The organism is Streptomyces sp. NBC_01446, from assembly GCF_026340095.1.
Lineage (GTDB): Bacteria > Actinomycetota > Actinomycetes > Streptomycetales > Streptomycetaceae > Streptomyces > Streptomyces aureus.
On sequence record NZ_JAPEPO010000001.1, the window covers coordinates 6,422,644 to 6,449,232 of the forward strand.

The following is a 26,589-nucleotide window of genomic DNA, read 5'->3' on the forward strand; positions in this document are numbered from 1 at the left end:
TCATGCTGTCCCGCCGCACCCTCGCCCTGTCCGTCGCCGCGCTCGTGGCCGCGCCCCTGCTCACCGCCTGCGGAGGTGACAGCGACGCCGCGACCGGCACCGGCAAGGGCGGCTCCGAGAAGGTGGGCGGCATCAACATCGGGCCCGACCAGCACCGCATCCACGCCAAGAAGGTCGACGCGATCGCGGCCAAGCTGCCGGCCGCCGTGCGCGAGCGCGGCACGCTCAGGCTCGGCGGCAGCGCCGACGCCTCGCCGCCACTCGGCTTCTACGCCACCGACGACAAGACCCGCATCGGTTCCGAGATCGACCTCGCGACTCTCGTCGCCGACACGCTCGGCCTGAAGATCGAGTTCTCCCCGGTGTCCTGGGAGAACCTCTTCGTCGGCCTCGACAGCGGCAAGTTCGACGCCGTCTTCTCGAACGTCACCGTCACGGAGGAGCGCAAGGAGAAGTACGACTTCGCGACCTACCGGCTCGACAACATCGCGTTCGAGGCGAAGAAGGGCACGAGCTGGCGGGTCAAGGAGCCCAAGGACGTGGCCGGGAAGACCATCGCCGTCTCCTCCGGCACCAACCAGGAGAAGATCCTCGTCGACTGGAGCAAGCAGGACGAGAAGGCGGGCCTGAAGCCGGTCAGCATCAAGTACTTCCAGAAGGACACCGACTACTACCTGGCTCTCCAGTCCGGCCGTATCGACGCCTACCTCGGCCCGAGCCCCAGCGCCGCCTACCACGTCGAGTCCGCCGGCCAGTCGCAGATCATCGGCACGCTCTCCGGCGCCGGCGACCGGATCCAGGGCAAGATCGCCGCCACGACGAAGAAGGACAGCGGACTCGTCGACGCGTACGCCGCCGCCCTCGACCACGTGATCAAGGACGGGTCGTACGGGCGCGTCCTGAAGCGCTGGGGTCTGTCGACCGAGGCGGTCGAGAAGTCGGAGATCAACCCGCCCGGCCTGCCCAAGCCGTAGCCCGCCCGCTGCCCCGTTCTTCCGTTCCTCGTCCAAGGACCTGCTCATGACTGCGTCAACCGGGCGTGGCCTGCTGCATCTCGCGGCGGCCGTCGACCAGCCCGACACCTACGAAGCCGATCCGTATCTCACGCTCACGCGCCTCGCGGAACGCGGCGCCCTGGACTTCGTCACCCTCGGGGACTCCTTCGGCCGACCCGGGCCCGACGCCCTCGCCGTGCTGTCCCGGGTCGCTCCGGCCACCGCCCGCATCGGCCTCGTCCCCACCGTCACCACCACGCACACCGAGCCCTTCCATGTGCAGGCCGCCGTCGCCACCCTCGACTGGGTGAGCCGGGGCCGCGCCGGCTGGCGGCCCGAGGTGTCCGCCACCGAGGAGGAAGCCCGCCTCTTCGGCCGCAGGGCCGCCGCGCCCGCCGCGGAGCTGTGGGGCGAGGCCGGTGAAGTCGCCGACGTGGCAACCCGGTTGTGGGACAGCTGGGAGGACGACGCGGAGATCCGTGACGTGGCGACCGGACGTTTCATCGACCGGGAGAAGCTGCACTACGTCGACTTCCAGGGCGCCACGTTCTCCGTACGCGGCCCCTCCATCGTGCCGCGGCCGCCGCAGGGCCACCCCGTCACGGTCGTCGACACCACGCAGCAGCACGCGTACGACGTCGCCGCCCGCCACGCCGACGTCGCCCTGGTGAACGCGGCGGGCCCGGCGCAGGCCGCCGCCGTCCGCGCCGGACTGCGCCGCCGCGCCGCCGAGTACGGCCGCGATCCCGACGCCCTGCGCGTCCTGGCCGCGCTGCGCATCGACCTCGGCGGCGGGGAGCACGCGGCCGTACCCGGTCACGGCGGGGGAGGGCCGCTGCCGAGCGACCTCGGCCCGCTCTACCGGGGCGGCCCGGTCGACCTCGCCGACCTCGTCACCGCCTGGCACCGCGCCGGCGCCGTGGACGGCTTCCACCTCACGCCGGTCGTGCCGCGCCGTGACCTGGAGCGGCTCGTCAACGGCACGGTGCCGCTGCTCCAGCACCGCGGTCTGTTCCGCACGTTCTATCCGGGCAGCACCTTCAGGGAGCATCTGGGGCTCGCCCGGCCCGCCAACCAGTACGCCGCGCTCGCGGGGGACCTTTCATGACCTCAACTGCCAAGCAGCCCAAGCCCCGCGGCCGGAGGCAGCTCAACAAACACATCCACCTGGCCGCGCACTTCCCGGGGGTCAACAACACCACCGTCTGGACCGATCCGCGCTCCCGTTCCCAGATCGACTTCGCGTCGTTCGAGCACCTCGCCCGCACCGCCGAGCGCGGCCTGTTCGACTTCTTCTTCCTCGCGGAAGGGCTGCGGCTGCGCGAGCACAAGGGGCGCGTCCACGACCTCGACGTCGTCGGGCGGCCGGAGTCCCTCACCGTCCTGAACGCCCTCGCGGCCGTCACCGAGCGCCTCGGCCTCGCCGCGACCGTCAACGCGACGTTCAACGAGCCCTACGAGACCGCCCGCAGGTTCGCCACGCTCGACCATCTCAGCGGGGGCCGCGCCGCCTGGAACGTCGTCACCTCCTCCGACGCCTTCACCGGCGAGAACTTCCGCCGCGGCGGCTACCTCGACCGGGCCGACCGGTACACGCGCGCCGCCGAGTTCGTCGCCACGGCCCGCGAACTGTGGGACTCCTGGACGCCCGAAGGACAGCCGCGGCCCTTCGCGCACACCGGTCAACACTTCGACATCGAGGGCGAGTTCACCCTGCCGCGCTCCCCGCAGGGGCACCCGGTCGTCATCCAGGCCGGGGATTCACCCGAGGGGCGCGAGTTCGCGGCGTCGGCGGCCGACGTGATCTTCACGCGGCACGGCACGCCGGAGGCGGGCCGCGCGTTCTACGCCGATGTGAAGGGCCGGCTCGCGAAGTACGGGCGCACCGCCGGGGACCTGAAGATCATGCCGGGTGTCACCGTCGTCCTCGGCGACACCGCCGCGGAGGCACAGGAGAGGGCCGCCGGGATCCGGCGCCAGCAGGTGTCCCCGCAGAACGCGCTCCTCACCCTGGAGCAGATCTGGGGCGTCGACCTCTCCTCGTACGACCCCGACGGGCCGCTGCCGGACATCGATCCGGTCGTCGACTCCGGGCTCTCGCAGGGCCGCACCAAGCGGGGCGACCCCCGTGCCGTCGCCGAGCAGTGGCGGGCCCTGTCGCGCGCCAAGGGCCTGTCCATCCGGCAGACCGTCATCGAGACCACCACACGCCAGTCGTTCATCGGCACCCCGCAGGCCGTCGCCGCCGAGCTCGACGAGTTCGTGCAGAGCGACGCGGCCGACGGCTTCATCCTCGTACCGCACCTGACCCCGAGCGGCCTGGACGAATTCGTCGACCAGGTGGTGCCCCTGCTCCAGGAACGCGGGGCGTACCGCACGGAATACACCGGTACGACGCTGCGCTCCCACCTGGGGCTGAAAGAACCCGTACCCCCCGCACGCGAGGAAGGCCTGACCGCATGACCGACGACGCGACCGGCGCAGCCGGCGCCTGGCAGCAGTGGCACGAGCAGCGGACCGCGTCCGTCTCCGAGCCCTACGGACCGCTCGCCCTCACCGGCACCTACTGGCTCGACGACTATCCGGAAGGCAAACTTCCGGCCATTCCCGGGCAGTGGCGGGCCGACGGCGACCAGGTCGTCCTGACCGCCGCACCCGAGGGCGGACTCACCCGCGACGGACAGTCGCTCACCGGCGAGGTGCGGCTCACGGCCGACGCGCAGGTCGGCCTCGGCGAGCGCCGCCTCGTCGCGATCGTGCGCGAAGGCCTGTGGGCCGTACGCGACTTCGACCCACAGTCGGGGCCGCGGCGCGCCTTCCGCGGCATCGAGGCCACCGCCCACGACCCCCGCTGGACGGTCGAGGGACGCTTCACGCCGTACGAGACCAGCCGCACGGTCCGCGTCGAGAACGCCGACGGCAAGGAGCGCGGCCTCGACCTCGGCGGCGAACTGGCCTTCGCCCTCGAAGGACAGGACCTCACCCTCCAGGTCGCCGTGCAGGCGGACGGCTCGCTCTGGGCCGTGTTCGCCGACGCCACCAGCGGCGACGGGACCTTCCGATTCCGCTTCCTGCGGCCCGCCGCGCCCGACGCCGAAGGCCGTACGGGCGTGGACTTCAACCGCGCGGTGCTGCCGCCCTGCGCCTTCGCGGACCACTTCGTCTGCCCCTTCCCGCCGCCCGGCAACACCCTGCCGGTCAAGATCGAGGCCGGCGAACGGAACCTCGTCGCGCGTACCTCCGTCTGACAGGGGAGCCGAGCCCCGGCGGCCTGCGAACCACCGCAGCAGCCGTCGGGGCATGTGGCCGTGTACCGGCCGGACGGCCGAAAGGCGCCCTTGTGCCAGTCAGTTGAAACGCCGAATACTCCCGAGCAGCGCTTGTCAGGGGCACCGCATCTTCGGAACATTCCGGAATCCGGAATCCGAACTACGGGCCGCTGACTGCGCCTCACGGGCCCCGACCCCACGCGGGCCCCCGACTTCCCTCGGGAGGAACGACCAGTGAGGATCAAGCGCACCACCCCCCGCAGTGGCATAGCGAGACGCGCCCGGATGATCTCCGTGGCCTCCGGACTCGTCGCCATCGGCGCACTCGCCGTCCCCACGGCCAGCGCGTCGGACGCGCCCGTCGCGCACACCTTCAGCGCGACCCAGCTCACCCAGGCCGGCACGTCCGTCCTGAAGTCCGATGTACCCGGCACCGCCTGGGCGGTCGACCAGAAGACCAAGCAGGTCGTCGTCACCGCCGACAGCACGGTCTCCCAGGCCGAGATCGCCAGGATCCAGAAGGCGGCCGGCAGCAACGCGGGCGCCCTGAAGATCGAGCGCACCCCCGGCACGTTCAAGAAGCTGGTCTCCGGCGGCGACGCCATCTATGCGAGTAGCTGGCGCTGCTCGCTCGGCTTCAACGTCCGCTCGGGCAGCACCTACTACTTCCTGACCGCGGGCCACTGCACCGACGGCGCCGGCACCTGGTGGTCGAACTCGTCCCACTCGACGACGATCGGGTCGACCGCGGGATCCAGCTTCCCGGGCAACGACTACGGCATCGTCAAGTACAGCACCACGGGGACCCCGCCCGGAACGGTCGGCAGCCAGGACATCACCGGTGCGGCCACGCCGTCCGTGGGGACCACGGTCACCCGTCGCGGCTCGACCACCGGTATCCACAGCGGTCGCGTCACCGCGCTCAACGCCACGGTGAACTACGGCGGCGGCGACATCGTCTCGGGCCTCATCCAGACCACGGTCTGCGCCGAGCCCGGCGACTCCGGCGGCCCGCTCTACGGCGGCTCCACCGCCTACGGCCTGACCTCCGGCGGCAGCGGCAACTGCACCTCCGGCGGGACGACCTTCTTCCAGCCGGTCACCGAGGCGCTGAGTGCGTACGGAGTGAGCGTCTACTGATCCGTGTCCGTCGGCTGACGGATACAGCCTGACCTGCAGCCAGCAGCAGGGAGCCCCCGCACGGCAACTGCCGTGCGGGGGCTCCCTCTTGTGGGCATTGCGGAGTTACCTTCGAAGGAGAAGCCGTCGAAGGCGTCACCTTCGAGAAGCGTCACCGTCGAGAAGGCCACCTTCGAAAAGCCTGCCTGAGTGCCTGGGTCCGAACCCTGGAGGCCTCCATGGTCGAGGAACTGCTGGCGGGAGCCGCCGGCGCGTCCGTCCTAGTGATCTACGCGACGGCGGCGGCGCGCGTCGTCAAACAGTACGAACGGGGAGTGGTCTTCCGGCTGGGACGGCTGCGGCCGGATGTGCGCGGTCCGGGGTTCACGATGATCGTGCCGTTCGTGGACCGGCTTCGTAAGGTCAACATGCAGATCGTCACGATGCCGGTGCCCGCGCAGGACGGCATCACCCGCGACAACGTCACGGTGCGGGTCGACGCCGTCATCTACTTCAAGGTGATCGACGCGTCCGAGGCCGTCGTACAGGTGGAGGACTACCGGTTCGCCGTCTCCCAGATGGCTCAGACGTCACTGCGGTCCATCATCGGCAAGAGCGACCTCGACGACCTCCTCTCGAACCGCGAACAGCTCAACCAGGGACTCGAGTTGATGATCGACAGCCCGGCCGTCGGCTGGGGCGTGCAGATCGACCGCGTCGAGATCAAGGACGTGTCGCTGCCCGAGACCATGAAGCGCTCGATGTCGCGGCAGGCCGAGGCGGAGCGTGAGCGGCGCGCCCGGATCATCAACGCCGACGCCGAACTCCAGGCCTCCAGGAAGCTCGCCGAGGCCGCCGCTGAGATGTCCGAACAGCCCGCGGCGCTCCAACTCAGGCTCCTGCAGACCGTGGTGGCCGTCGCCGCCGAGAAGAACTCGACCCTCGTACTGCCCTTCCCGGTGGAGCTCCTGCGCTTCCTGGAGCGGGCGACCCCGGGGGACGCGGTGCGGCAGCCGGGCGCCGAACAACCGCCGATTCCCGGCCCGGTGGCATCGGAATCAGGACAGGACTAGACCTCACCCTTTGCGGATCGCCCCTCTGCGCGGAGTGTTTGCAGTGGGAACCGACGTGGTGCGACAGGCGTATGACGGGGGTGCACGCGGCCGGGGGAGCGCATAGCGTCAGTCGCATGCGCGTCCTGAAGTCGACCTTGTGTGTCCCCTGTGGCCGTCGGGATAGTGGGCGCGTCAACCTACGGGACCGGCTCACCCCACAGCGGTCGGTTCCGACCCCCCACAGGAGGACGAGAGTTGAAGCACCGACGCATACCCAAGCGGCGTGCCGCCGCGGTAGGAGCGGGCATCGCCGCCCTGGTCGCCGCGGGAGTCACCTTCCAGACTGCGAACGCGAGCACGGACACCCCTGATGTGGCCCCGCAGACCCTGTCGATCGCGAAGGCCGGAAATCTCGCCTCGTCCCTGACCAAGGACCTCGGCGCGGACTCGGCGGGCACGTACTACGACGCGAAGGCCAAGCACCTCGTCGTGAACGTCCTGAACAAGGACGCGGCGGACATCGCGCGGGCGGCCGGAGCCAAGGCCAGAGTCGTCGAGAACTCCCTGGCCGAACTCAGGAGCGCCCGCACCACCCTGAAGCAGGACGCGACGATCCCCGGCACCTCGTGGGCGGTCGACCCGTCCACCAACAAGGTCGTCGTCACCGCCGACCGCACGGTCGACACCACCGGGTGGAACAAGCTCGGCAAGGTCGTCGACGGCCTCGGCTCCAAGGCCGAACTCCGGCGCACCAAGGGGGAGTTCAAGCCCCTCATCGCGGGCGGTGACGCCATCACCGGCAGCGGCGGCCGGTGCTCCCTCGGCTTCAACGTGGTCAAGGGCGGCCAGCCGTACTTCATCACGGCCGGTCACTGCACCGAGGCGATCTCGACCTGGTCGGACTCCAACGGCCAGGAGATCGGCAAGAACGAGCAGTCCAGCTTCCCGGACAACGACTTCGGCCTGGTCAAGTACACCGCCGGCGTCGAGCACCCGAGCGAGGTCGACCTCTACAACGGCTCCACGCAGCCGATCACCAAGGCGGGCGACGCGACCGTCGGCATGAAGGTGACCCGCAGCGGCTCCACGACCCAGGTCCACGACGGCTCCGTCACCGGCCTGGACGCCACCGTGAACTACGGCAACGGCGACGTCGTCAACGGACTCATCCAGACCGACGTCTGCGCCGAGCCCGGCGACAGCGGCGGCTCGCTCTTCTCGGGCGACACCGCGATCGGCCTCACCTCGGGCGGCAGCGGCGACTGCGCCTCCGGCGGGGAGACCTTCTTCCAGCCGGTGACGGAGGCGCTGTCCACGTTCGGCGCCGAGATCGGCTGACGTACAACAGCGAGTCAGAGCGACACAGGGGCCGGCCCGTCATCGACGGGCCGGCCCCTCACGTTCTGAGTGTCCGGGGCGCCCCGGGGCCCGGCTTCCGCCTGCCGCGGAACACGGAGGCGGCCATCGTGATCACGATGCCGGCGACCGCCCACGCGGCCAGCACCAGAAGCGGCCAGGTGACCGCGTTGCCCTTGAAGTAGGCGATGGAGCGGGCCACCCAGGTGCCCGCGCCCGGCGGCAGTGCCGGGCCGATCGCCTTCCAGAAGGGCGGCAGCATCGGCAGCGGGAAGGCGCCGCCCGCGCTCGGGTTGCCCGCGACCACCACGAGCAGGATCGCCAGGCCGATACCCACGATGCCGAAGAGCCCCTGAAGGGCGAGCGTCGCGGCGCCGACGGCGAAGATGATCAGCGCGCCCAGCCCCCACAGCGCCATGATGCTGCCGGGCAGCGCGCCGAGGATCGGTCCGACGATCACGGCGCCGCCGAGCCCGCCGACGATCGACACGAGCGCCATCGTGACCAGCCGGATGACCGCGCGCCGCGGGTCGGCGGGCCTGGCGCCCGTGCTGATCGCCAGGACCGAGGCGCACAGGTAGCCGCCGACGCACCAGCCGACGACCAGATAGAAGGACGACAGGCCGTCGAAGTCCTGAGGTGAGGCCGGGGCCACGTCGACGGTCCGCACCGTGCGGTGCTGGGCCGCCTCCAGTGTGGTGATGAGCCCGTCGAGGGCGGAGGAGAGGACGGTGCCGCCGCCGGAGGCGACCAGGAGGGTGTCGGTGGTGCCCCGGGGGTCGATGATCAGGGCCCCGTAGACGTCCCTGTTCATGACCTTGTCGCGGGCCGCGGCCGCGTCGGTGACCGGCCGCGGGTCGAGCGGACTGCCGGGGAGCCGGTCCAGCCGGTCCACGGCCTGCTGCGCGACGGCCGGGACCGGCGCGGCGACACCGAACGCCACGTCCTTCGGCTTCGGGTTGTGCAGGGCCCCTACATAGGAAGCGATGAAGAGCAGCTGGAGGGCGATCACGCCGATGACGAGCAGCGCGGCCCGCGGTGTGACGGCGCTCTTCACCTCGTCGAGGAAGGACCCGCGCGGGGGCCCGGGCGGGGTGTCGGCTGTCTGGGTCATGCCCTCACGGTCCGGGGAGCCCGGTCCGTACGCAGGCGGGGTGGGGCTGAACGGGTGCCGGGGGCAGCGACCTCGCTCGGATGTCGCACATGCGTTCGATACTTGGTCTATGGTGGTGATGGGGAGGCGAGAGCGGGTCGGTTCGAGGTGTGCAGGAGGTGCGTGTGCCAGGGTTCACGCATTTGCACACCGTTTCCGGGTTCTCCCTCAGATACGGGGCCTCGCACCCGGAGCGGCTGGCCGGGCGTGCCTCCGAGCGGAGCATGGACGCGCTCGCCCTCACCGACCGGGACACCCTCGCGGGCTCGGTCAGGTTCGCCAAGGCCTGCGTCAAGGCAGGGGTGCGGCCGCTGTTCGGGACGGACCTCGCGGTGAGCGGCCCCCCGCCGACCGGACCGGCCGCGCCGGGCCACGCCCCGGCCGAGCGGCGCAGGCAGCCCGTGCGCGGTGGTGCCTTCATCGACGAGTCGACCCCGCGCGTGACCTTCCTTGCCCGGGACGGAGCGAGGGGCTGGGCCTCCCTGTGCCGTCTGGTCACCGCCGTCCACGCCACCGGCGAGACCCGGCTGACCTGGGAGGACAACCACGGCGACGGCCTGACCGTGCTGCTCGGACCCGCGTCCGACGTCGGCCGCGCGCTCGCCGCGGGCCGCCCCGACCGGGCCGCGCGCCTCCTCGCCCCCTGGCGCGAGATCTACGGCGACGCCCTGCGCCTCGAAGCCGTTCACCACGGCCGTGAGGGCACGGGCCCCGGATCTCTGCGCCTGGCCGCCCGCACCGTCGGCTTCGCCGCCGAACAGGGCATCCGCCCCGTCCTCACCAACGACGTCCGGTACGCCGACCCGGGCCTCGGTCCGGTCGCCGACGTCCTCGACGCCGCGCGCCGCCTCGTCCCGGTCGACCCCCGGAAGGAACTCGACAGCGGAGAGCGCTGGCTGAAGGACGCCGACGCCATGCTGATGACGGCCGAACGGGTGGTGGAGGCGGCGGGCTTCCGCCGCGACGCCGCGTACCGGCTGCTCGAACAGACCAACGCCGCGGCGGCGGAATGCCGCGTCGATCCCGAGGACGACCTCGGCATCGGCTCCGTGCACTTCCCCGAACCGCGGCTCGTCGGCGCCGGCCGCCGCACCGCGCAGCGGGTCCTCGCGTCGCGGGCGGCGGCCGGGATGCTGCGCCTCGGGTACGACCGGAAACGGGAGTACTGGGAGCGGATGCACCGCGAGTTGGACATCATCGCCCACCACGACTTCGCCACGTACTTCCTGACGGTGTCCCAAGTCGTCGACGACGTACGGGACATGGGCATCCGGGTCGCCGCGCGCGGCTCCGGCGCCGGGTCCCTGGTCAACCATCTGCTCGGCATCGCGCACGCGGACCCGGTCGAACACGGCCTCCTCATGGAGCGGTTCCTGTCCAAGCGCCGCTCCGTCCTGCCCGACATCGACATCGACGTGGAGTCGGCCCGGCGCCTGGAGGTCTACCGGGCGATCATCGGCCGGTTCGGCGCCGAGCGCGTCGCGACGGTCTCGATGCCGGAGACGTACCGCGTCCGCCATGCCGTACGCGATGTGGGCGCCGCCCTCTCCATGGACCCGGCCGACATCGACCGGATCGCCAAGTCCTTCCCGCACATCAGGGCCCGCGACGCGCGGGCCGCACTGGAGGAACTGCCCGAACTGCGGGAACTGGCTGGGGAGTCCAGGCGGGGCGGGGACAGGTACGGACGCATGTGGGAGCTGGTCGAGGCGCTCGACGCGCTGCCGCGCGGTATCGCCATGCACCCGTGCGGGGTGCTGCTCTCGGACGCCTCGCTGCTCGCCCGTACGCCCGTCATGCCGACCAGCGGCGAGGGCTTCCCCATGTCGCAGTTCGACAAGGAGGACGTCGAGGACCTCGGCCTGCTCAAGCTCGACGTCCTCGGGGTGCGGATGCAGTCGGCGATGGCACACGCGGTCGCGGAGACCGAGCGGGCGACCGGCTCCACGGTGGACCTGGACGCGGTGGCGCCCGGTGACCCGGAGACGTACCGGCTCATCAAGTCCACCGAGACGCTGGGCTGTTTCCAGATCGAGTCGCCGGGCCAGCGGGACCTGGTGGGACGGCTCCAGCCGGCCACCTTCCACGACCTCGTGGTGGACATCTCGCTGTTCCGCCCGGGTCCCGTCGCCGCCGACATGGTGCGGCCGTTCATCGAGGCGCGGCACGGGCGCGCCCCGGTCCGCTATCCGCACCGCGACCTTGAGGGGCCCCTGAAGGAGACGTACGGGGTCGTCGTCTTCCACGAGCAGATCATCGAGATCGTGAACATCATGACGGGATGCGGCCGCGACGAGGCGGACCGGGTCAGGAGGGGGCTGTCCGACCCCGATTCGCAGGGGCGCATCCGGTTCTGGTTCGCGCAGCAGGCGGCGGCGCACGGATACGACGCCGAGACCATCGCCCGCACCTGGGAGATCGTCGAGGCCTTCGGGTCGTACGGGTTCTGCAAGGCGCACGCCGTCGCCTTCGCGGTGCCGACCTACCAGTCGGCGTGGCTGAAGGCCCATCACCCGGCCGCGTTCTACGCGGGATTGCTCACGCACGACCCCGGGATGTACCCGAAGCGGCTGATCCTCGCGGACGCGCGGCGGCGCGGGGTGCCGGTCCTTCCGCTGGACGTGAACAAGTCCGCGGTCGCTCACCGTATCGAACTGGTGTCTGATAAAGAGGGCGGCGACCACAAGAGTGGCGGTCACAAAGAGGAGAAGTGGGGCGTGCGGCTCGCGCTCTCCGACGTGCACGGCATCAGCGAGGCCGAGGCGGCCCGCATCGAGGAGGGGCAGCCGTACTCCTCGCTGCTGGACTTCTGGGAGCGGGCGAGGCCCAGCCGGCCGCTCGCGCAGCGGCTCGCCCAGGTCGGCGGGCTCGACGCGTTCGGCGCCAACCGGCGTGACCTGCAACTGCACCTGACGGAACTGCACCGGGGGACGCGCGGGTCCCGGGGTGCCCGCGGCGCCCAACTTCCCCTGTCCGGCGGCCACGGGACCGCGCGGGCCGGCCTGCCCGACCTCGGCGACGCCGAGCGGCTCAGTGCCGAGCTCGGTGTCCTCGGCATGGACGCGTCCCGCCATCTCATGGGTGACCACGAGAAGTTCCTCGAGGAGCTGGGAGTGCTGACGGCGCGCCGCCTGCGCGAGGCCGAGCACGGCAGGGTCGTACTGGTCGCGGGCGCCAAGGTCGCCACGCAGACCCCGCCGATCCGCTCCGGCAAGCGCGTCATCTTCACGACCCTGGACGACGGCACGGGCCTGGTCGACCTGGCCTTCTTCGACGACGCGCACGCCGCGTGCGCGCACACCGTCTTCCACTCGTGGCTGCTCCTCGTCCGCGGCACGGTCCAGCGGCGCGGCCCGCGCAGCCTCAGCGTGGTGGGCGCGGCCGCGTGGAACCTCGCCGACCTGGCCGAGGTCCGCAGGGAAGGCGGCCTGGACGCGGTGGCGCTGCGTCTGGCGGAGCCGCCCGAACAGCCGCCGTCCGACGGGGACGACCGGGTCGACGGCCGCCGCATCCGCATGACCACCGGATACGAGATGCACCCCTGGGCGGACCTGCGCCCGGCGGGCGACGGCCAGTCCGGGCCACCGCGCAAACTGTGGCACCAGAGCCCCGGGAGCGCGGGATGACGACTCTGTACGTACGGTTCCTGCCGCCGCCCATGCACGAGGCAGCGCTGCCCCAACTGATCGCCCTGCTGGGCGAGTTCAGCCCGACGGTCGAGGCGCTGCCGCCCGACGCCGCCCTCGTGGACCTGGGCGGGGCGGTGCGCTACTTCGGGCGGGACGCCGTCGAACTCGCCGCGGTGATCAGGGTGCGGGCGCTCGCCCTGTACGGGGTGGAGTGCGTGATCGGCGCGGGCCCCGGCCCGATGCTGGCGCGGATGGCGGCGCGGACGGCCTCGCCCGGGGTGACCAGGGTGGTGCCGGGGGACCCCGGCGCCGTGGCGGAGTTCCTCGCCGGGCAGCCGGTCGCCGCGCTGCCCGGCGTCGGCGCCGCCACCGCCCGCACCCTGTGCGAGTACGGGCTCGACACCCTCGACCGGGTGGCCGCCGCCCCGCAAGGCACCCTGCAACGGCTCACCACCGCCCGCATCGGCCGTGAACTGCACGAGAAGGCGCGTGGCGTCGACCGCACCCGGGTCACCCCCAACGCCGCCACGCGGTCCACCGCCGCCGAACGCCCCTTCACGCGCGACGAACTCGACCCGTACCGGCACCGCCGCGCCCTGCTCTCCCTCGCCGACGAGCTGGGCGCCCGGCTCCGCGACGGGAAGCAGGTGTGCCGCTCGCTGACCCTCACCGTGCGCTACGCGGACCGGTCCGCGACGACCCGCAGCCGTACGCTCCCCGAGCCCACCGCGCACACGACCGCGCTGTCCACGGCCGCGTACCGGATGTACGAGGCGCTCGGCCTGCAACGGGCCAGGGTGCGGGCGCTCGGTCTGCGGGCGGAGGGGCTCCGCCCGGTGGAGGGTTCCGCCCGCCAGCTGACCTTCGACCCCGCGGACGAGAAGGCGCGGGCGCTGGAGGCGGTGGCCGACCGGGCCCGGGCGCGGTTCGGACCCGGGGCGATCGTGCCCGGTCGGCTCGCGGCGTGAGCCCCTACCGAGCCCAGGGCGGCGTGACGCGCGAGCCGTCCGCCAGTGTGGCCTCCAGGCCAACGGACGTCGTGACCCACATGGTGGCGGGCAGGTCGCCCGGGTTCTCGACGGTGAGGGTCGCGCCCGGATTGACGATCGCGGTGTCGCCCGCGGCGAGCGTGTCCGTGCGCCCGTCGACCGTGAAGCGCAGGCTGCCGCTGAGCACGTGCAGGATCTCCTCGCGGGACACCGTGTGGGCGACGCCCGGGGTGCCCGCAGGGATCTCGGCCCGCCAGGCGCACAGCTCCTTGCTGCCGGTGGCGGGCTTGGCGTACGAGACGAAACGGGCGCCGTGCATCTCATGGACGGCGGCCTCGGATGCGCGGATGACTGGCATGCGACTCCCAGTGGTTCAGCCGACCGAGTGGCGGCTAAGTGGTCAAGTGACTTGACTATATAGTCAGGCAGCTTGACCAAATCGTCAAGGGTGTTTGAATGGCTCCGTGCAGAACTCCCAGGCCATGGCCCTCTCCGCCGCCCTGCTCTCCGCCGCCGGCGAGCTGACGCAACGCATCCATGAAGGGGTCGTCGCCCGCGGCTTCGAGGGGGTGCGGCCCGCGCACGGATTCGCGTTCACGCGGCTCTCCCGGGGCGGCGCGACCGCCACCGACCTCGCCGCGCATCTGGGGGTCACCAAGCAGGCCGCGAGCCAGCTCGTCGACGAGCTGGTGCGCAAGGGCTACGCCGAGCGCCGGCCTCACCCGGACGACGCCCGCGCCCGGCTCGTCGTCATGACCGAACGCGGCTGGGCGTGCGCGCACGCCGCGGAGGAGTCCGCCGCCGACGCGGTGCGACCGTGGGTCGAGCGGCTCGGCGAGCGCAAGGCCCGGGCACTGCTCGACCAGTTGACCGCCGTCGCGCCCGACGGGCCCATCAGGCCCACGTGGTGACATCGCGTCAGCATCAGGAGCGTCCAGTCGACACGGAGAGTTTTTACTGACGCGTAACTTCACTCTTTTACTACTGGCGCGTAATTTACTGGCAGTACGGCATCCTCGTGATCCGGATCACAGGGCACGCACCCCACATCGCCACTCCCTTGAGCCGCAAGGAGATCACACGATGCTGCCCCGGAACTGGAAACGTGCGGTCAGATCCCTGACCGCGGCCCTGCTGCTCACGGCCGCGGCCACCGCGGTCCCCGCCGCCGCCGTTCACGCCGACACCGCCCCCAGCAGCGGCTGGAACAACTACAACTGCAAGCCGTCCGCCGCCCACCCGCGCCCCGTCGTCCTCGTCCACGGCACTTTCGGGAACTCCGTCGACAACTGGCTCGTCCTCGCCCCCTACCTGGTGAACCGCGGCTACTGCGTCTTCTCGCTCGACTACGGACAGCTGCCCGGCGTCCCGCTGTTCAACGGCCTCGGCCCGATCGACAAGTCGGCGGGCCAGCTCGACACGTTCGTCGACAAGGTGCTCGCCGCCACCAGCGCCCCCAAGGCCGACCTCGTCGGCCACTCGCAGGGCGGCATGATGCCCCGCTACTACCTCAAGTTCCTCGGCGGCGCCGCGAAGGTGAACTCCCTCGTCGGTGTCGCACCCGACAACCACGGCACCACCCTGAACGGCCTGACCAATCTCCTGCCGTACTTCCCCGGGGCCGGTGACCTGCTGACCCTCGCCACCCCCGGCCTCGCCGACCAGATGGCGGGCTCCCCGTTCATCACCAAGCTCAACCAGGGCGGGGACACCGTCCCCGGCGTCCACTACACCGTCATCGCGACCAAGTACGACGAGGTCGTCACCCCGTACGGCACCCAGTTCCTGAGCGGCCCCGACGTCCACAACGTCAAGCTCCAGGACCTGTGCGCCGTCGACCTGTCCGAGCACGTCGCCATCGGCACCATCGACCGCGTCGCCTTCCACGAGGTCGCGAACGCCCTCGACCCGGCCCACGCCACCCCCACCACCTGCGCCTCGGCGGTGAGTTGAGCCCGGAGCAGTGAGCAAGAAAAAGGGCCGCCGTCCCCGGGCGTGGGCAGGGGGACGGCGGCCCGGCTGGGGGCGTCAGCGGCTGTGGCGCCCGCCCGTCACGGAGCGGCGCCGCACCGACGCGAACATCGTCGCGGCACCGACCGCCAGGACCGCGGCGCCGCCCATCGCGATGTACGGGGTGGTGCTGTCGCCGCCGGTCTCGGCGAGGTTCTCGTCGGCGAGAGGCTTCGTGGCACCGCCCTTCGCCTCCGGCCCGTTGCCGCCCGACGAGGCATCGGCGGCCGGCGCCGCGGACTCCTCGGTCTGCGGCTCGGCGCTGCCCCCGGCGGCACCGTGGTGGTGCTCCACGGACGACTTGCCGGCGCCGTCCGCGATCTCCTGGTCGGAGGGCGCGGAGGCGGCGGGAGCGGCCGCACCGGCCCCGCTGTCCTTGCCGAACACCACGTCGGAGCAGGTGTAGAAGGCCTCGGGGGAGTCGGAGCGCTGCCAGATCGAGTAGATGAGGTGGCGGCCCGACCGCGCCGGGACGTCACCGTCGAAGACGTAGTCGCCGTTCTCCATCTTCGGGTCGGTGACCTGACGAAGGGCTGCGCCTCCAGGTCCGACCACTTCAGCGGCTTCGTCGGGTCGTATGAGTCCTTGGTGATGTACAGCTCGAACGAGCCCTTGTGCGGGGCCGTTCCCTTGTAGTGGAACGTGTGACTGCCCGCCGACATCGGGCTCGACGGCCAGTCGGCGCGCGCAAGATCGAGCCCCTTGTACTTGTCGTTGCCCGCGCTGCACAGCTTGCCGTCGGGGATGATCTCCTTCGACTTGCCCGCGGCGTTCGCGATGTTGACCGCGTTCCAGTCGTAGAAGGCCTGCGCGCCACTGGCCGCGACGGCGGCCTTGCACGCCGCGGACTGCGGGCTCTCCGGGCCCTCCGCGTAGCAGGCGGAGACGCGGCTGACCGGGTCCGTCATCGAGCCGTGCGCCGACGCGGGCGCGGCGGCCAGCGCGGTCAGGGCGAACGGGACGGCACCTGCGACGGCGAACGCGGCGGCCTTGCGGCGAACTGTCATGAGTGGAACTCCTCAACGGCGGTTCAGGGGTGGGGGGACGGGCCGCGACGACGGCCCCGGCGGTGAGAAAGCTAGCCCCTGAAAACCGCGAAATCGCCTGCTGAGAGCAGGCGATGGCGATCTTTATGGTGGGTTTAAGGAGGTGCTCAGGCTGCGATCAGGTCCCGTACTGTGCGGCCATGACTCACACAGTTCGCCGCGCAGTGGCAGCCGACGTACCCGCCGTGAAAACGGTGACCGACGCCGCCTACCACCACTACATCGACCGCATCGGAGTGGTGCCCGCGCCCATGGAGGCCGACCACGGCGCCGAAGTGGCCGCGGGCAGGGTCTACGTCGTGGACGGGGAGCGGGGCGGAGCGCCCGCCGTCGTCGGGCTCGTGGTCGTCGAGCCCCGCGAGGACCATCTGTTCCTCGACAGCATCGCCGTGCACCCCGACGCCCATGGACAGGGCGTGGGGCGACGGCTGCTGGCATTCGTCGACGAGCACGCGCGCGTGCTCGGCCTTCCCGAGGTACGGCTCTACACGAACGCGATGATGTGGGAGAACCAGGAGATCTATCCGCGGTACGGATACGAGGTGGTGGAGCGCCGCGTCGATGGCCCCTACGACCGCATCCACTACCGCAAGGGGCTCTCCATCGACCGGCCCGCGTGACGCGTGCGCCCCGGCCCGCTCACTCGTCGGGCCACCACGTGCGCCGGATGTCCTTGCGCACTTCCGGACGGTCGTGGCGGCGCTCGGCGGCGGCGTCTTCCTGCTGCTGCCGGCGGGTGGTGCTGGTCTTCGCCACGGGCTTGTTGATGGTCACACGGCGCATGACTGCCTCCTGTGCCTACCCCGGTTCCACTGCGGTACCGCTGTAGACGTGTTCCCCGGAGGGTGACGCATCGAAGCGTGATTGTCAGTGGCAGGTGTCACGATCTGGGCATGAGTATGAGCGAGGACACCACGAACCGGGACATGGCGCCCCTCGATCCGGTCGACTGGGACGCCGAGGCCGCGGCCTTCGACGACGAACCCGACCATGGTCTGCGTGATCCCGCCGTGCGCGGGGCCTGGGCCGCACGCCTGCGGGACTGGCTGCCGGACCACCCCTGCGACCTGCTCGACCTGGGCTGCGGCACGGGCAGCATGTCGCTGCTCGCCACCGACCAGGGACACAGCGTGACCGCGGTCGACCTGTCGCCCGCCATGGTCGACCTCGCGCGCGCCAAGCTCGCCGGCCGCGCCGCGCGGGTGCTCGTCGGGGACGCCGCAGCGCCGCCCGTCGCAGGCGAGACCTTCGACGTCATACTCGTGCGGCACGTCGCGTGGACACTGCCCGACCTCGACGGTGCCCTCGCGCACTGGCTCTCGTTGCTGCGGCCCGGCGGGCGGCTGATCCTGGTGGAGGGCGTGTGGGGAACGCTCTGCCCCGTCGGCGTCCCGGCGGTCCGGCTCACCGGCGCCCTCGCCCCGCTCGCCACCCACGTCCGGCACGAACCGCTCTCCGGCGACGCGCTGTTGTGGGGGAGACAGGTCGATGACGACCGGTACGCGGTGGTCGCGACCGCACGGCTCTAGGCGAGCAGCCGGGCGAACCCCTCGGTGCGCGCGAGGAGTTCGAGGTCGTCGAGGGCGCGCAGCGCGGCCGCCGCCGCGTGCGGGTCGCTCTCCGCGAGCCCGCTCTCCGCGAACTCGTCCTCGTCGAGCCGCAGTACGTCACGGCCGTCCGCCGAGACCCACAGGTCGAGGTCGAGATCCTCCACGACGAGTTCGCCGCCCTCGCGGACCGCCGGCCGGGTCACGTCGCAGTACCAGCCCTTGAGCGTGCCGCCGCCGGTGCGCACCTCCTTGACCGCGTACCACCGGTCCCGCCAGTAGTGCTCGGTGAAGGTGTCGCCCGGCCCGAAGCGCACGAACCCGAAGTCCCTGACCCCGGGGGAGGCCCAGGCGGCGGTGACGGTCACGCGCGTGCCGTCGTCGCGGACGACGTCCGCGGGATAACGGATCTTCGTGCGGCCCGCTTTGAGCAGGACTACCTCAAGCGTCTCGGTCGTCTCAGGTGAGAGTGCGGACATGGCGTACCTCCGTGGCACAGATCTCGTAGCCGAACCATTTGTTGATCGCGAGCATCGGGCCGTTCCCCGCGTCGTTGCCCGTGAACGCCTCCGTGATGCCCGCCTCGCGTGCGCGGTGCAGGGAGTCGTTCTTGGCCAGCTTGGCCAGGCCGCGGCCGCGGAACCCCCGCGCGGTGCCGGTCATGCCCGACGTGTAGCGGGTCTCGTCATCGGTGCGGGACAGGCTGAACGCCACGGGCCGGCCGTCGGCCACGGCCACCGAGGTCAGTTCGTGGTCGGTCAGCGGATGGTGCCAGGTCTCGTCGAGCCAGTGCTCGTAGTCCGTGAACTCCGTGGCCACGTCGCTCGGTTCATCGCTCACGGTCTCCGCGTCCAGTTCGAACAGCGGACGCGGGTCGTCCGCGAAGTCCGCGCCGGTCCGCAGCGTCACTCCGGCCGGCGCCGCGGCGAGCGGCGGCAGCGTGCCGTGCGCCAGATCGAGGCGGAGGAAGTGGGCCGGCCGGCTCGCCCGGTAGCCGCGGCGCGCGGCGAACGCCCGGTCCCGCGGGGTGTCCAGCACCCACGAGTAGACGGCGACGGCGCCCTCACCGGCGAGATACTCCTCCGCCGCCCGCACGATGAGGGACCCGGCTCCGAGACCTGTGTGCCCGGGATCCACATAGACGTTCACATAGCCCTGCCCCGGGTCCGGGCTGTCGTACGCGATCCCGACCTGCGCGGTGCCGACGACCTCGCCGTCGGCCTCGGCGACCAACGGCCGGTACCGGGCGTCCGGATGGGCGTGTGCCAGATCGAAGGCGACCGACTCGGCGGTGGCGAGCATGGCGGGCAGTGCGGCGCGGCGAACCCGGGCGAACGCAGCCGCGTCCTCGGGCCGAAGGGCCCGGACGATCACAGTCATACGGCCGCACGCTACGCGCGGGGCGCGCCGGGGTGCCTCCCATTTTTGCGAGGTGCGGGACAATCGGCCCGTGACCTTGAAGATCGACATCGATGCGGGCGCGGCGACGGCGCCCTACGAACAGGTACGGGCGCAGATCGCCGGACAGGCCCTCTCCGGGACCCTGCCCGTCGGCTACAAATTGCCGACGGTGCGCGGGCTCGCCGAGACGCTCGGCCTGGCCGCGAACACGGTGGCCAAGGCGTATCGGGCGCTCGAGTCGGACGGGGTGATCGAGACGCGCGGCCGCAACGGCACGTTCGTGGCCGCCGCCGGTGACGCGTCGGCCCGGGAGGCCTCGGCGGCGGCCGCCGCGTTCGCGGAACGGGCCCACCGCCTCGGCCTCTCCGAGGCGCAGGCGCTTGCCGCGGTACGGGACGCGCTGCGGGCGTCGTACGGGGACAAGGGGTGACCGGGTAGCAGCCCTGGGCACCCAGGTCCTGAGCCACCTACAGGTACAGCCCCGCGTCCGCCGAATCGCGCTGGTCCGGGACCGACGCCGGGCTGGTGCCGCGGCGCAGCGCGTACAGCTCTGCGAGCGTCGCGCCGTCGCGGCCCACGCCTTCCTCGTTGCCGAGCCAGTCCACCGACTCACGGTGGGTGAGGGGGCCCACCTCGATACGGGCCAGGCAGCGGCCGGGGCGTACGACCGCCGGGTGGAGACGCTCCAGGTCCTCGTTCGTCGTGACGCCGACCAGCACGTTCCGCCCCTGCCCGAGCAGGCCGTCCGTCAGGTTGAGCAGGCGTGAGAGCGCCTGCCCCGCCGTGTGCTTGGCCTCGCCGCGGATGAGCTCGTCGCAGTCCTCCAGGAGGAGTAGGCGCCAGCGGCCCTTCGCCGTGCCGTCGTCCTCGCCGATCGCGATGTCCATGAGGTAGCCGACGTCGGAGAACAGCCGCTCCGGGTCCAGTACGCAGTCCACCTGGCACCAGTCCCGCCACGACCGGGCCAGCGTGCGCAGCGCGGACGTCTTGCCCGTGCCGGGGGGCCCGTGCAGCAGGAGCAGCCGGCCGGCGATGTCCTCCGGGGTCGTCTTCATCAGCTGGTCCATGGCCCCGGCCACCGGCGCCGTGTAGTTCTCCCGCACATCGTCCCACGTACCGGCCGAGATCTGCCGCGTGGTGCGGTGCGGTCCGCGCCGGGGCGAGACGTACCAGAACCCCATCGTCACGTTCTCCGGCTGGGGTTCGGGCTCGTCGGCGGCGCCGTCCGTGGCCTGCCCGAGCACCTTCTCGGCCAGCTCCGCGGTGGTCGCCGTCACCGTGACGTCGGCGCCCCTGTTCCAGCGGGAGACGAGGACGGTCCAGCCGTCGCCCTCGGCGAGCGTCGCGCTGCGGTCGTCGTCGCGCGCGGAGCGCAGGACCACCGCGTGGGGCGGCAGGAGGGTGGCCCCCGACCGCACCCGGTCGATGTTCGCCGCGTGCGAGTGCGGCTGCTCGCCCGTCGCGAAACGGCCGAGGAACAGCGCGTCGACGACGTCGGCCGGAGAGTCGCTGTCGTCGACGTTGAGCCGGATCGGCAGCGCGTCGTGTGGGTTCGCAGACATGCCCGCCATGATCCGCCACGCACGGCGCTCCCGCACGGGATTTCCGCAGCGCGTCACACGCTTGCCCGCACGGCGGCCCGCTCCCGTTCGCCGTTACGACCCTGTCGCAGCGGAGTCTGTCCCTCCGTGAAGGACCGTAGTTACTCTTGCCCTTGATGGGACGTCATGGGTGGAATTCGGGGGCGGGGCGGTGGCGGCTCACCGCTCTGCTCGGCGTGGGGGTGGCCGTTCTGGCCCTGGTGCTGACGGTGATCAGCACACTGCCGAACGACCGGGCCGACGACAGGGGCACCACGAGCGCCGGTGACAAGGTGCACGGCTCCCCGTCCGACCCGTCCGCGCAGCTGGGGCCGGCGGTCGGGTGGGGCTTCACGCACACCCAGTACAGCGCGGACGAGGGAGACGACGGCGCGACGCGGCGGGTCGAGGACATGCTCTCCGGCCAGGGGGTTCCGCAGATCCAGCACATCATGGGCTGGGGCGCCGGGAACCCCGAGCCGGTCAAGGGCCGTTACGACTTCGACGAGATGGACCGCCGGATCGACTTCATCAGGAAGTCGGGCGGCACCCCCGTCGTCACGCTGTGCTGCTCCCCGGACTGGATGAAGGGCGGCAAGGCGGGGGTCGACAACACGGACTGGAGCCGGCAGTCCCTGGAGACCGCGCCCGACCGCGCGCACTTCAAGGACTTCGCCGCGCTCGCCGCGACGGTCGCCAAGCAATACCCGGACGTGCGTCACTTCATCGTCTGGAACGAGTTCAAGGGCTTCTGGAACAACGGGAAGCAGCGCTGGGACTACGAGGGCTACACAGAGCTGTACAACCTCGTCTACAAGGCCCTCAAGAAGGTCGACAAGGACATCATGGTCGGCGGGCCCTACCTGGTGATGGACAGCGTCGACCCGCGCCAGAGCGAGAACGCGTCGGCGGACGTGAAGGGGCCCTGGGGCAGCATGGACCAGCGGGTCCTCGACGCCTTCGACTACTGGAACAAGAACAAGGCGGGCGCCGACTTCGTCGTCGTCGACGGCTCCAGCTACACCGTCGACGACGAGCTGCTGCCCGACGCGTTCAAGGCCACCGACAAACTCACCGCCGTCGGCAAGTGGGTGGAGCGGCAGACCCGTGACCTGCCCCTGTGGTGGGCCGAGTACTACGTGGAGCCCGGCGACCGGAACGACGACCGCAAGGGCTGGAGCGAGCCGCACCGCGTCGCGGTCCAGGCGTCCGGCCTCGTCGCGATGGCCAAGGGCGGCGCGTCCTCCGGCTTCTACTGGAACCCGGAGGAGAAGACGGGCACGACGTGCGCCGGCTGCCTGTGGACGCCCACGCAGTCGGGCGACGGCGGCACGAAACTGCCCATGTACGACCTGATCTCCCGCTTCCACAGGGCGTTCCCGCCCGGCACCGCGTACGAGACGGTGCCGGTCGCCGCGGACGACGTACCGAACGTGCGGGTGCTCGCCGACGACAGGACGGTCGTCGTGGTGAACACCCTGAACCGGAAGATCAGCGCGAAGGTCGACGGGAAGCGGTTCGAGATGGGTGCCTACGAAGTGAAGTGGCTCGAGCGGAAGTAGTCCGCCCGAGCCACCGACTGCTCACAGGACCCGCGGGGCCTACGCCATCGTCAGGAATCTCTGGAGGATGGACGCGAGCAGCACCGCCAGCAGCGGCAGCGAGAACCAGAAACTGCTCTGCAGCCAGCGCAGTTGTCGCACACCCGGCCGTACCGCCACCCGCACGATCTCGCGCGCCCCGAGCAGCAGGACCAGGGCGACGGCCGCGAGCCCGCCCACCACGGACCACGGGGTCCAGGTGATCTGCGGGCCGATCGGCCCCGGCTCGGCCTTCGGCACCTCACCGCTCGGCTGCTTGCGCAGCGTGTACATCGTGACGTCGTCGTTGACGAGGACCTTCGTCAGCTCCTGGCGTTCGTCGAGGTTGCGGATGAGCCGCGTCTCCCAGGTCTTCGAGTAGCCGACGTCCATCTGCAGATAGACGACCTGACTCTTGTTGATCACGAGGTACGAGTTCGGGCCCGCGTCCTTGAGCGCCTTCACCAGGCTGGAGACGAGGACGGGGTCGACGGGCGCGAGGGTGGGAACGTACTGCACCTTCTCCATGTCACGTGTGCCCCACGGCATCGCGGGCGTGACGTTGTCGACGATGTCGTTGCTCATCCACAACAGGCGGACCGTCGGGTCGTCGTGCGCGTAGACGTAGTCCATCGCCGCGACCTCGCCCGGCCTGATCCGCTCGAACGGCTCGTTGCCCCAGCGCGCCACGAGGAACCCGCCCATCAGGATCAGGCCGGCCAGCAGCGCGGCGAGCGGCGCGAGGCTCACCCGGTCGCGGTCGCGTTCCTTCGCGGTGATCCCGGTGCGCGGGAACAGCGCGAGCCCGGCGAGCAGCGCCGCGCCCGGCAGCGCGAACATGAAGACGCGCAGCGCCATCTCGCCGCCGTACGACTGCATGCCGAAGCCCAGGAACGGGACGAACGTGAGGACGAGGAGGGAGCGCTCCCGGTACTTGGCGTCGCGCCGCCGCCACCAGCCCCAGCACGCGAACGCCATCACACCGCCGGCGAGCAGCACGCGCGCGTAGAGGACGAGTTTGTGGGCCGAACTACCCCCCTGGATACGCCCGGAGACCGACGACGACACATTGCCGCCGACGCCGCCGAGCCCGCCGAACAGCTCGTCGAAGTGGCCCGACCAGTACGGCTCCGCGAGGAACGAGACCCAGACGGCGACCAGGACCGCGAACAGGATCGGCAGGCCGCGCAGCTCGGAGCGGCCCACGAGCACCAGGACCGCGAGGACCCCGAGCATCACGAACGGGGTGAGCTGGTGGGCCGGGACTGTCGCCGCGAACAGGCCGATCAGGACGAGCAGCAGCACCGCCCGCTGGCGCCGGTCGGTGGGTTCGACCTCCAGCTCGCCGGGCCGCCGCTTCGTCCACAGCACCCTCGGCGCCCGGAACCACACCAGCAGGATGGCGACGAAGGCCAGGTAGAGGAGGTACGTGAAGCCCTGCGGGGAGAAGTAGTCCTGGCCGACCCAGCCGCTGAGCACGAAGATCCACAGCCCGGTCCACCGGGCGCGCCAGCTCGCCCGCATCGAGCGTGTCAGCAGGAACATCGGTGCCAGGTAGAGCAGTTGCATGGCGAGCGGCCACCAGCGGATGACCTCCGTCATGTTTGTGACGCCGCACGCCTTGGCGACGAATGTCGCAGCGGCGAAGAATCCCGGCCAGCTCCAGCGCGCGTCCAGGTCGGGCACCGCCGAGCCGGTCCTGTCGATGTACTCCATGAAGCCCAGGTGCTGCCATGCCGTCGCGAACCGCGGCTCGGCCTCGATCACGGCGGGCAGGGCGTGCAGCGAGACGACCGTGGCGAGCAGCGTCAGCAACAGTAGCCATTTGTGCGGGCGTTCGAGCCACAGGAGGGACGCGAACACGCCGATCAGGAGCGCCGCGCCGAGCAGCGTCGCGGGCGGCAGCACCGAGATGAGCCCGAGCCCGCCCATCCCGTCGAGATCGCCGTCGCTCAGGCCGAGTACGGGTCCCCAGTACAGCCCGAGCGCGGCGACCAGCAGCAGTGCCAGGACGACGACGCGCGGGCTCAGCAGCGCGAGTCGGTCCCGCAGGGTCCGGGGGGTGGCTGCGGGCGTGGCAGGCGGGGCGGGAACTGCGGTGTCGAAGGCGCCTGACGTGTCAGAGGTGCCATTGATGCCTGAGGTGTCAGAAGCCTCGGACGTGGCAGAAGTTTCGGATGTGGCAGAGGCCGAGGCCGGCTCCGGCTCGGCGGGCGGTCTTGGCGCCGGTGGGGACTTCAGCGCCCAGGTCGGCCGGTGACCCATGTCGTCCTCCCCGCCCCCCGCCGACGGCGTCCCGTGCGCGGGTGTCGCGGGCCCCGGCCGGACGTCGGGGCGCCGCTCCTGATGGTCCAGATTGAGCTGCACCGCGAGGTGCAGTGTGTCGGAGTCGAGTGTGCCGCGCAGCGCCTGCCCGGGACCCTGCCGCTTGGCCCCCGTGGTCCTGTCCGGAGTGCCGAGGTCGGCCAGATCGCCGTCCGGGGCCCCCACGACGGCCGGCGCCGGGGGAGCGGTCCGCACGATGCGGTACAGCTTCGGCGCGGCGAGCGCCACGATCACGGCCAGGCTGGAGATCTCCGCGACGCCCGCGCCCGTCAGGCCCATCCGGGGCAGGAGCAGCAGCGTCAGACCGAGGACCAGGACGCACAACAGGCCCTGCAGCCAGGCGAGTCCGGCCGTCCGGCTCTGCGCGCGCAGCACGGCGAAGTACGTCTCCATGACCACGCGCAGGGCCGCGCCGACGGCGAACCAGCGCAGCAGCGGCGTCGCCGCGTGCGCGTAGTCGTCGCCGAAGACGTGCAGGACCAGCGGCGCCGCGAGGAACAGCAGCCCGCAGATCGGCAGCATGATCCGCGCCATCCGGCGCAGCGCCGCCCGGGTGTTCGCCGCGAGCTGCGCGGGGTCGTGCGAGCCCTCCACCGTCAGTGAGGCGCCCATGTTGATGGCGAGCAGGTTGACGGTGCCGCCGATGGTGGTGGTGATGTAGAAGTACGCGTTGTCGGCGGAGCTGACCTGCGAAGCGATCAGGACCGGGACGAGATAGACCACGGCGAGCGAGAACAGGGAGCCCGTGTAGTCGCCCGCCAGGAAGCGGCCCACCTCGCGCAGCGTCGGCGGCTTCGTCCGGTGCGCCGTGAGCTCGACGTGCCGCGGCACCAGGCGCCGGAACACCAGCCAGCCCAGCGGGATCACGGACGTCGCGATGGCCACGACCCACGAGACGAAGACGCCGGTCGTGGGGATCGCCACGGCGAACGCGATCAGCAGGCCCAGCTTGACCGTGGAGAAGACGGTGTTGCCGACCGGCACCCACAGCGCGCTGCGCAGCCCGGTCAGCACGCCGTCCTGGAGCGTGAGCAGCGACCAGGCGACCACGGCGGCGATGAAACCGAGCCCGTTGACCGGGCCGTGCAGGAACCGGTACGACGGGCCCCAGACGTCCAGCGTCAGCAGGAAGACCAGCGCCGCGCACGCGACGGCAAGCGAACTCCCCGCGTACGTACGGAAGATGAAGCTGCCGGTGCGCCGCCCCGCGATCGGGATGAAGCGGGCCAGCGCGCCCGTCAGGGTCACCGCGGTCAGCCCCGCGAGGAACTTCATCGCCGCGATGGCCGCCGAGCCCTGGCCCACGGAGTCCGCCGAGTAGTAGCGGGCGGCAGCAAGCCAGAAGCCGACGCCGAGCACTCCGGAGATGCCGGTGTTGAGCATCAGGGCATAGGCGTTGCGGAACAGCTGGTTCCCGCCCCCCGACCCCATGCCGTCCTTGTTGCCCTTGCCACCCTTGCCCATGCCGGGCAGCCGCAGTTTGCGGCCGGCCGGCTGCTCGGGCTCGGTCGGCGGTGTGGTCGTGGCGGCCTGGG

General features: G+C 71.4%; 23 protein-coding genes and 1 pseudogene. 15 read left to right on the forward strand and 9 right to left on the reverse strand.

The features are described 5' to 3' along the window. The first annotated feature begins 2 nt into the window (after nt 1–2). The 7 genes from OG456_RS28835 (at nt 3) to OG456_RS28865 (ending at nt 7,776) form a co-directional block, all read left to right on the forward strand. Nucleotides 3–974 (forward strand): ABC transporter substrate-binding protein, encoded by a 972-nt coding sequence (locus OG456_RS28835; protein WP_266565989.1) that lies wholly within the window; start codon nt 3–5, stop codon nt 972–974. Nucleotides 975–1,020: 46 nt separating this feature from the next. Then, on the forward strand, nt 1,021–2,103 hold the full coding sequence (locus OG456_RS28840) for an LLM class flavin-dependent oxidoreductase (RefSeq protein ID WP_266565990.1): 1,083 nt from the start codon (nt 1,021–1,023) through the stop codon (nt 2,101–2,103). Further along, nucleotides 2,100–3,458, forward strand: a complete 1,359-nt coding sequence (locus OG456_RS28845; RefSeq protein WP_266565991.1) for an NtaA/DmoA family FMN-dependent monooxygenase — start codon at nt 2,100–2,102, stop codon at nt 3,456–3,458. Before OG456_RS28840 ends, OG456_RS28845 begins: the two co-directional genes overlap by 4 nt. Further along, on the forward strand, nt 3,455–4,243 hold the full coding sequence (locus OG456_RS28850; RefSeq protein ID WP_266565992.1) for a DUF1684 domain-containing protein: 789 nt from the start codon (nt 3,455–3,457) through the stop codon (nt 4,241–4,243). The genes OG456_RS28845 and OG456_RS28850 overlap by 4 nt, the downstream gene beginning before the upstream one ends. Nucleotides 4,244–4,498: 255 nt before the next feature. Continuing rightward, nucleotides 4,499–5,404 carry a S1 family peptidase gene (locus OG456_RS28855; RefSeq protein ID WP_266565994.1) on the forward strand — a complete coding sequence of 302 codons (906 nt, stop codon included), beginning with the start codon at nt 4,499–4,501 and terminating at the stop codon, nt 5,402–5,404. A gap of 218 nt (nt 5,405–5,622) precedes the next feature. Beyond that, nucleotides 5,623–6,456, forward strand: a complete 834-nt coding sequence (locus OG456_RS28860) for a slipin family protein (protein ID WP_266565996.1) — start codon at nt 5,623–5,625, stop codon at nt 6,454–6,456. 237 nt (nt 6,457–6,693) lie between these two features. Continuing rightward, the gene (locus OG456_RS28865) at nt 6,694–7,776 is read left to right on the forward strand and encodes a S1 family peptidase (RefSeq protein WP_266565998.1); all 1,083 of its coding nucleotides are present in this window, start codon (nt 6,694–6,696) and stop codon (nt 7,774–7,776) included. A 58-nt stretch (nt 7,777–7,834) separates the two neighbouring features. Here OG456_RS28865 and OG456_RS28870 read toward each other — a convergent pair whose 3' ends face one another. After that, a complete protein-coding gene (locus OG456_RS28870; protein WP_266566000.1) occupies nt 7,835–8,908 on the reverse strand; it encodes a DUF3533 domain-containing protein in 1,074 nt (357 codons plus the stop codon). A gap of 164 nt (nt 8,909–9,072) precedes the next feature. On the opposite strand from OG456_RS28870, the gene OG456_RS28875 reads away from it, so the two are divergent. Both OG456_RS28875 and OG456_RS28880 read left to right on the forward strand, forming a co-directional pair. Continuing rightward, nucleotides 9,073–12,573 carry a DNA polymerase III subunit alpha gene (locus tag OG456_RS28875; protein WP_266566002.1) on the forward strand — a complete coding sequence of 1,167 codons (3,501 nt, stop codon included), beginning with the start codon at nt 9,073–9,075 and terminating at the stop codon, nt 12,571–12,573. Continuing rightward, complete coding sequence (locus tag OG456_RS28880) at nt 12,570–13,544, forward strand: hypothetical protein (protein WP_266566004.1); 975 nt, start codon at nt 12,570–12,572, stop codon at nt 13,542–13,544. Before OG456_RS28875 ends, OG456_RS28880 begins: the two co-directional genes overlap by 4 nt. Before the next feature lie 4 nt (nt 13,545–13,548). Here the strand turns inward: OG456_RS28880 and OG456_RS28885 are convergent, their stop codons facing one another. Then, nucleotides 13,549–13,923 (reverse strand): cupin domain-containing protein, encoded by a 375-nt coding sequence (locus OG456_RS28885; RefSeq protein ID WP_266566006.1) that lies wholly within the window; start codon nt 13,921–13,923, stop codon nt 13,549–13,551. A 106-nt stretch (nt 13,924–14,029) separates the two neighbouring features. On the opposite strand from OG456_RS28885, the gene OG456_RS28890 reads away from it, so the two are divergent. Then, nucleotides 14,030–14,476 (forward strand): MarR family winged helix-turn-helix transcriptional regulator, encoded by a 447-nt coding sequence (locus OG456_RS28890; protein ID WP_266566008.1) that lies wholly within the window; start codon nt 14,030–14,032, stop codon nt 14,474–14,476. A gap of 172 nt (nt 14,477–14,648) precedes the next feature. Next, nucleotides 14,649–15,518, forward strand: a complete 870-nt coding sequence (locus OG456_RS28895; protein WP_266566010.1) for a triacylglycerol lipase — start codon at nt 14,649–14,651, stop codon at nt 15,516–15,518. 75 nt (nt 15,519–15,593) lie between these two features. Here the strand turns inward: OG456_RS28895 and OG456_RS50835 are convergent, their stop codons facing one another. Both OG456_RS50835 and OG456_RS50840 read right to left on the reverse strand, forming a co-directional pair. After that, nucleotides 15,594–15,686, reverse strand: coding sequence for a hypothetical protein (locus tag OG456_RS50835; protein WP_353963587.1), 93 nt, complete (start codon nt 15,684–15,686; stop codon nt 15,594–15,596). Nucleotides 15,687–16,022: 336 nt separating this feature from the next. Then, a pseudogene (locus OG456_RS50840) lies at nt 16,023–16,582 on the reverse strand (lytic polysaccharide monooxygenase); the annotation flags it as partial. Between the two features lie 179 nt (nt 16,583–16,761). On the opposite strand from OG456_RS50840, the gene OG456_RS28905 reads away from it, so the two are divergent. Then, the gene (locus tag OG456_RS28905) at nt 16,762–17,241 is read left to right on the forward strand and encodes a GNAT family N-acetyltransferase (protein WP_266566012.1); all 480 of its coding nucleotides are present in this window, start codon (nt 16,762–16,764) and stop codon (nt 17,239–17,241) included. 19 nt (nt 17,242–17,260) lie between these two features. Here OG456_RS28905 and OG456_RS28910 read toward each other — a convergent pair whose 3' ends face one another. After that, a complete protein-coding gene (locus tag OG456_RS28910; RefSeq protein ID WP_165914448.1) occupies nt 17,261–17,404 on the reverse strand; it encodes a hypothetical protein in 144 nt (47 codons plus the stop codon). A gap of 110 nt (nt 17,405–17,514) precedes the next feature. On the opposite strand from OG456_RS28910, the gene OG456_RS28915 reads away from it, so the two are divergent. Continuing rightward, the gene (locus tag OG456_RS28915; protein WP_266566014.1) at nt 17,515–18,150 is read left to right on the forward strand and encodes a class I SAM-dependent methyltransferase; all 636 of its coding nucleotides are present in this window, start codon (nt 17,515–17,517) and stop codon (nt 18,148–18,150) included. Here the strand turns inward: OG456_RS28915 and OG456_RS28920 are convergent. Further along, entirely contained in the window at nt 18,147–18,647 is a 501-nt protein-coding gene (locus OG456_RS28920; RefSeq protein WP_266566015.1) for a DUF402 domain-containing protein, read from the reverse strand. The genes OG456_RS28915 and OG456_RS28920 overlap by 4 nt on opposite strands. Then, nucleotides 18,628–19,548: a GNAT family N-acetyltransferase gene (locus OG456_RS28925; RefSeq protein ID WP_266566016.1), complete on the reverse strand. Its 921-nt coding sequence runs from the start codon at nt 19,546–19,548 to the stop codon at nt 18,628–18,630. Before OG456_RS28925 ends, OG456_RS28920 begins: the two co-directional genes overlap by 20 nt. A 70-nt stretch (nt 19,549–19,618) precedes the next feature. On the opposite strand from OG456_RS28925, the gene OG456_RS28930 reads away from it, so the two are divergent. Then, nucleotides 19,619–19,999 (forward strand): GntR family transcriptional regulator, encoded by a 381-nt coding sequence (locus OG456_RS28930; RefSeq protein ID WP_266566017.1) that lies wholly within the window; start codon nt 19,619–19,621, stop codon nt 19,997–19,999. Between the two features lie 37 nt (nt 20,000–20,036). Here the strand turns inward: OG456_RS28930 and OG456_RS28935 are convergent, their stop codons facing one another. Continuing rightward, entirely contained in the window at nt 20,037–21,131 is a 1,095-nt protein-coding gene (locus OG456_RS28935; protein ID WP_266566019.1) for a DUF5925 domain-containing protein, read from the reverse strand. Between the two features lie 155 nt (nt 21,132–21,286). Here OG456_RS28935 and OG456_RS28940 point away from each other — a divergent pair, with 155 nt between their 5' ends. Next, nucleotides 21,287–22,711, forward strand: a complete 1,425-nt coding sequence (locus OG456_RS28940) for a xylan 1,4-beta-xylosidase (RefSeq protein ID WP_266566021.1) — start codon at nt 21,287–21,289, stop codon at nt 22,709–22,711. A gap of 39 nt (nt 22,712–22,750) precedes the next feature. On the opposite strand, the gene OG456_RS28945 is transcribed toward OG456_RS28940, so the two are convergent. Further along, the gene (locus tag OG456_RS28945; RefSeq protein ID WP_266569473.1) at nt 22,751–26,518 is read right to left on the reverse strand and encodes a lipopolysaccharide biosynthesis protein; all 3,768 of its coding nucleotides are present in this window, start codon (nt 26,516–26,518) and stop codon (nt 22,751–22,753) included. Between the last annotated feature and the right edge of the window lie 71 nt (nt 26,519–26,589).